Source organism: Bradyrhizobium guangdongense, assembly GCF_006483445.1.
Classification (GTDB): domain Bacteria; phylum Pseudomonadota; class Alphaproteobacteria; order Rhizobiales; family Xanthobacteraceae; genus Bradyrhizobium; species Bradyrhizobium guangdongense_A.
The window spans coordinates 1-4335 of record NZ_PPPT01000258.1; the positions used below are offsets into that span (position 1 = coordinate 1).

Annotated in this window: 4 protein-coding genes; all 4 read right to left on the minus strand. The window is 65.1% G+C overall.

Translation table 11 applies throughout. The features are described 5' to 3' along the window. Positions 1-152: 152 nt before the first annotated feature. A complete protein-coding gene (locus tag C2U70_RS30745; protein WP_186294575.1) occupies positions 153-1589 on the minus strand; it encodes an ABC transporter ATP-binding protein in 1437 nt (478 codons plus the stop codon). A gap of 72 nt (positions 1590-1661) precedes the next feature. Beyond that, positions 1662-2141 carry a RidA family protein gene (locus C2U70_RS30750; RefSeq protein WP_140982384.1) on the minus strand — a complete coding sequence of 160 codons (480 nt, stop codon included), beginning with the start codon at positions 2139-2141 and terminating at the stop codon, positions 1662-1664. A 7-nt stretch (positions 2142-2148) separates the two neighbouring features. Continuing rightward, positions 2149-2946, minus strand: a complete 798-nt coding sequence (locus C2U70_RS30755) for a cysteine hydrolase family protein (RefSeq protein ID WP_140982385.1) — start codon at positions 2944-2946, stop codon at positions 2149-2151. A 28-nt stretch (positions 2947-2974) separates the two neighbouring features. Beyond that, on the minus strand, positions 2975-4036 hold the full coding sequence (locus tag C2U70_RS30760; protein WP_140982386.1) for a BMP family ABC transporter substrate-binding protein: 1062 nt from the start codon (positions 4034-4036) through the stop codon (positions 2975-2977). Positions 4037-4335 lie beyond the last annotated feature (299 nt).

Consider the following 4335-nt stretch of genomic DNA (forward strand, 5'->3'; position numbering starts at 1 on the left):
GATCGAATAGGCATCGCCGAAGGCGTAAAGTAACATCTGCGACAGCGTGCCCAGCGGCGGGCGGCCGATCGCGGTCAGGAAGATGGCAGCCGCGATCAGGAAGGCCGCGCCGCCGCCGATGGCGGCCATGATCCGGATGGAGGACGCCGCACTCATGCGGCGTCCATGATGTGACCGGCCATCCAGCGGCCGAGCGTCTGACGGTCGGCGTTGTCGCGACTGACGATGCCCATGATCGCGCCGTCGTGAATCACGGCGATGCGATGCGCGTAGCTGAGGAGATCGTCGAGCTCTTCCGAGATCCAGACCACGCAGGCACCCTCGGCGGCCTGGCGGAACATCTCGCGATAGACGGCCTGCGTCGCCAGCACGTCGAGGCCCATGGTCGGATAGCAGGCGATGACGAGTTTTGCCCGACCCGACAATTCGCGTGCGATGACGAGCTTTTGCAGATTGCCGCCCGACAGCGCCGAGGCCTCCAGCGCCGGTTTCGGCGGCCGCACGTCGTAGCGCGCCATCAGTGCTTCCGCCTGCCGCACGATGGTGTCCCGCTTCGGGAAGAACGGCAGGCAGCGCGCATCGCGCAGCGCAAGATTGAGCGCGAGATCGAGCTCGGCGACGGCGGCGTTGTCGAGAGGCCGCTCCGGGATATAGGCGACATTGCCGGCGATGGCGCCGTCCTCGGTGTGGCTCGCAATGCTGATGCCATCGAGCACCACATCGCCGTGCGTTACCGGGATGAGACCCGCCAACGCCTCGGCCAGCGTGAACTGCCCGTTGCCGGACACGCCGGCGATGCCGAGGATCTCACCGCCGGCAAGCTCGCATGAGATGTCGCGGATGAACCGCCCCTGAACCTCAGCGGACAGCCCACAGACCTGAAACATCGGAACGCTGGTCGATGGCGCCAGTGGTGGCATGAGCGTGCCGACCGCGCCGCGCCCGACCATGGCATCGACCAGCGCGTCCGGCGTCCGGTCTTTTGCCAGGGCGGAATCGACCACCCGCCCGCCGCGCATCACCACGATGCGATCGGCGCAGGCGGCGATGTCGGCGAGCTTGTGCGTGATCAGCACGACAGCCTTGCCTTCCGCAGCAAGCGTCCTGATGAAGCCGTAGAGGCGCTCGGTCTCCGCCGGCGTCAGCACCGAAGTCGGCTCGTCCAAAATCACCACGCGGGCGTCGAGGTTAAGCACCTTTGACAGCTCGACCAGTTGCCGCTCGCCGACGCTGAGCGTGCGCACGGGACGTGCGGGATCGATATTCGGCGCAAGCCGGGTCAGCCATCGCAGCGCCGCCTGCACGCGGACACTGCGGCGCGGCTGCAGCCATGGCGCGCCCGGCAGCGCCGCCAGCAGGTTCTCCAGCACCGAGAGGGCAGGGATCAGCGAGAATTGCTGGAACACCATGCCGATGCCGGTCCCCATCGCTTCGCGCGGCGACGCAAAGCTCACCGGCGTTCCGTCCATGCTGATCGTGCCGCTGTCAGGCGCGTAGAAGCCGTAGAGGATCTTCATCAGCGTGCTCTTGCCGGCGCCGTTCTCGCCGAGCAACGCCAGCACCTCGCCGGCATGAATTGTGAGATCCACGTCGTCATTCGCAATGACCGACCCGAATTCTTTCCGGATCGCCGACAACGTGACCAGCGCCTCCGCCATCGCTCACCTGACCGCAAAAATGGCGTCGACCTCGACCGCGGCGCCGCGCGGCAGATTGGCGACGCCCACCGCCGTGCGGGCGTGGTCGCCCTGCGCGCCGAACAATTCGTGCATCAGGTCGGAGGCGCCGTTGATGACCTGCGGAATGCTCGGAAAGTTCGGCGTGCAGTTCACGAAGCCGCCGAGCCGCAGGCAACAGGAGACGCGATCGAGCGAGCCGCCGCAGGCAAGCTTGAGCGCCGCGATCAGATTGAGGCCGCAGACGCGCGCGGCGGCCTGCGCCTGCGCGAGGTCGAAGGCCTCGCCGACCTTGCCGACGAAGCGCACGTCGCCATTCCACTCGCAGACCTGTCCGGCGAGATAGATGAGGTCGCCGTGGCGGCGGAACGGCACGAAATTGGCGATCGGTTTCGGCACCTGCGGCAGCTCGATGCCGAGCGCGGCAAGGCGCTGGTCGGCGGTTACGACTGAGAGCTCTGACATCGCGCCCCTATCGTGACAGGCCCGCCAGCGCCTTCAGGAGCGCTGCCGATTGGGTGACGAAGCCGAACAGCAGCTTCACGTTATAGAGCACGGCCTGCACGCAGAAGTCGGGCGATGTCGTTGCCGTGCCGTCCTCGATCAGAATCGTGTCGTAGCCGAGGAAGCTCGCGTCTTCGAGCGTGGTCATCACGCACTGGTCCATGTTCACCCCGCCGATGAACAGCGTCTTGATGCCCATGTTGCGCAGCACCGCGTCGGTCTCGGTGTCCCAGAACGCGCTGAAGCGGTGCTTGATGATCTGGACGTCCTTGTCGCCCGGATTTATCTCGTCGACGACTTCAGCGCCCCAGCTCCCGACCGCGATCACCTCGGAACGGGTGCCCGGCACGGGTTGCGCGATGCCGGGCTCGTCGCCGCGGGGATTATGCGCGTGACGCAGCGACGGCGAGATGTTGAGGAGGTCCTTGCGCACGCCCCAGTTCACCCAGACCACCGGGATGTCCTGCGCCCGGAACGCCTCGATCAGGGCCGCGAGCGGCTTGATCGGCTTGCGGTTCGGCGAGATGTCGATGCCGCGGGAGTCGAGCCAGCCGCCCTTGGTGCAAAAATCGTTCTGCATGTCGACGATCAGCAGCGCCGATTTGGCGAGATCGACGGTGATGTTCTGCGGTTCGGCCGCTATCGCGAGCGGCCGGACCGGTGGAGCAGGGCGTGTCATGTCGACGGCGTCAGGAGTGACCTTCCAGGCCTGGCTCGGACTGGTCCCCATCACGACGGGGACGGCGGGTTTGGCTGTGACGTTCATGGCAAGCCCCTCCTGACGCGCGCCTTAGCTACTTCGTGGCGCCTGTGATGCCCTTGACCAGATAGTCCATGGTCTCGACCTGCTCCATCGAGAGCTTTGCTCCGGCCGCTACAACAACCGTGCCATCCTGCTTGGCGATCGGGCCTTCCCAGATCGATTTCTTGCCGGCGTTGATGTCGTCCTTCAACTTCTTGATGCCTTCCTGAACCGTGGCGGGCACCATCGGGCCGAAGGGGTCGAGCACGACGTTGCCGCTGGCGAGGTCACCGCGCACATGGGACGCCTTCCAGGTGCCGGCTTTGATCTTCTTGATCTCCTCGACCATCATCGGACCCCAGTTCCAGGACACGCCGGTGAGCCAGGCTTTTGGCGCGCGGTCATGGATGTCGAGGTCCTTGCCGATCATCAGGATGCCGCGCTTCTCGGCGACTTGCGCGATGGTGATGGGGCTGTCGACCTGCTCGGCGATCACGTCGATGCCGGCGTCGGCAAAGGCGTTGGTCGCTTCGGTTTCCTTCTGCGGCTCCCACCAGCCGCCATTCCACACCACGGTCGTCACGGCTTTTGGATTGACGGACTGTGCGCCGAGCGTAAAGGCGTTCACCGAGCGCATCAATTGCGGGATCTGAAAACCGCCCTGGAAACCGAGCTTGCCGGTCTTGCTGAGATGGCCGGCGGCAACCCCTGCCAGATACATGCCGGCATCGCTGTCGGCCCAGTAGGTGCCGACGTTCTTTGAGGTCTTCAGCCCGCCGGCGTGCAGGATGGTGACGTCAGGGTGCTTCTCGCCGACCTTGATGGCGTAGTCGAGATAGCCGTAGGAGGTCGCGAAGATGATCTTGTGGCCGCTGGCAACCAGCCGCTCCATGACGCGCTCGACCTCGGCGGTCTCCGGGATCATTTCGAAGGCGGTGGTGGTGACAGCCGGCATGGTCTTCTCGACGAACTTGCGACCGTCGTCCATCGACTGGTTGTAGCCGGCGTCGGCGGCAGGGCCGACAAAGATGAAGCCGATCTTGTCCTCTGCCAGTGCCGGCGAGGCGAGGACGGCGGCGAGCGCGAGGGTGGAAAGCAGCGTGGCCTTTCTCATGGTTTGCTCCTTCGGTGATGCAAGGGACGGTCGTAAGTAAACGTTTATTTACCTGAAGCAAACGACGTGCCAGTGCCGGCAGACCGCACGCTTGCGGCCGGCGACCGGCCTAAGTCTTTCACAGGCCGGCAGGAATCGGCAACGCGTTGCAGCGCAACGACGCGGCCTTCGTTACGTCAGCGATGATGGCTGTTGCTGAAGAGCTAGGCAGTGCTGCTTCTCGCGTCGTCATTCCGGGGCGATGCGAAGCATCGAACCCGGAATCCATTCATCCGCGACGCCTGCGGCCCGATGGATTC

What these genes read in the sequence shown, in the direction of transcription:
- C2U70_RS30750 (WP_140982384.1), bottom strand. Translation starts at nt 2,141, where the DNA reads ATGTCAGAGCTCTCAGTCGTAACCGCCGACCAGCGCCTTGCCGCGCTC.
- C2U70_RS30760 (WP_140982386.1), bottom strand. Translation starts at nt 4,036, where the DNA reads ATGAGAAAGGCCACGCTGCTTTCCACCCTCGCGCTCGCCGCCGTCCTC.
- C2U70_RS30755 (WP_140982385.1), bottom strand. Translation starts at nt 2,946, where the DNA reads ATGAACGTCACAGCCAAACCCGCCGTCCCCGTCGTGATGGGGACCAGT.